The organism is Komagataeibacter swingsii (genome assembly GCF_003207895.1).
Lineage (GTDB): Bacteria > Pseudomonadota > Alphaproteobacteria > Acetobacterales > Acetobacteraceae > Komagataeibacter > Komagataeibacter swingsii.
On record NZ_NKUB01000088.1, the window covers coordinates 1 to 1,108 of the forward strand.

Annotated in this window: 1 protein-coding gene; it reads left to right on the top strand. The window is 56.1% G+C overall.

Annotated elements, in window-relative coordinates; all coding sequences use genetic code 11:
* Window positions 1–92: 92 nt before the first annotated feature.
* On the top strand, window positions 93–1,108 hold a 1,016-nt coding region (locus CFR76_RS18620; protein WP_110557947.1), incomplete at its 3' end, for an ISL3 family transposase.

The window sequence follows — 1,108 nt, forward strand, 5'->3', positions numbered from 1 at the left end:
GGTTCTTCCGCACTTTTCGTGATGGGTATCTTGTACTGTGGTTCTGGAACTGGAAAATCCTGAAAGTCGCCCACTTTCATGGATATTCCCCAGTGTCACGCCTTCGGATCCTTGATCTTCCCCGTTCCCTCGTCGTTCGTCGTGTTGTTGCACTGGACAACAGAGTGGAGATCGCAGTCGGTCTGCGCAAGCGGAGTGTACTGTGTCCGGACTGTCAGTGCCCGACACAACGCATTCACAGCTTCTATCAGAGAAAACTTGCGGATCTTCCATGGCAGGGCCGTCCGGCCACGCTGATCGTTTCTGTACCACGCTTTTTCTGTCAGGCTGCGGTCTGTCCACGTCGGACCTTTGTGATGCCCCTTGACGGGATAGCCGTGCGTCATGGCAGACAGACCACGCGTCTTACCGATCTTCATTATTATATCGCCCATACCCTGGGCGGTTCCGCTGGTGCACGAATGACCGTGCGCCTGTGTTGCCCCATCAGCCCGGACACTCTCATTCGCCGCCTCCTTTCCCGGGCACGGAACGCCAGGAAAGACATGCCCCCTACACGCGTGGTAGGGGTGGATGACTGGGCATGGCGACGGGGACATCACTATGGAACGATTGTGGTCGATCTTGAGAAAAATGATGTCATTGACCTCCTGCCAGATCGGGAGGCTGCGACCCTGGCCCAATGGCTGCAGGCCCACCCCGGTGTTGAAATCATTGCCAGAGACCGTGCCGGTGCTTATGCAGATGGATGCCACAGAGGCGCGCCATCAGCTCTTCAGGTGACGGACCGCTGGCATCTGCTGAAGAACCTGTCAGAGGCTTTTGTCAGCATACTGGGCCGTTTCACGACAACAGTCAGAACCCTGACGCGACAACTCAGCGCATCAACGACATTGAGCGAAACGTCTGGAACAGTCAGGACACAACCAGAAGAAGCGCAGACGCTCATCAGGTCAGTCTCTGGGGAGCGACGTGAAACTCTTTTCAATGAAGCTCTTGCCCTGAAAGCAGAAGGGCACAGTATTCAGGCTATCGCCACAACGATCGGAGTAGAGAGAAAAACCGTGCGGCGCTGGTTTCAGCGGGGCCATGCGCCAACATGGAAAAG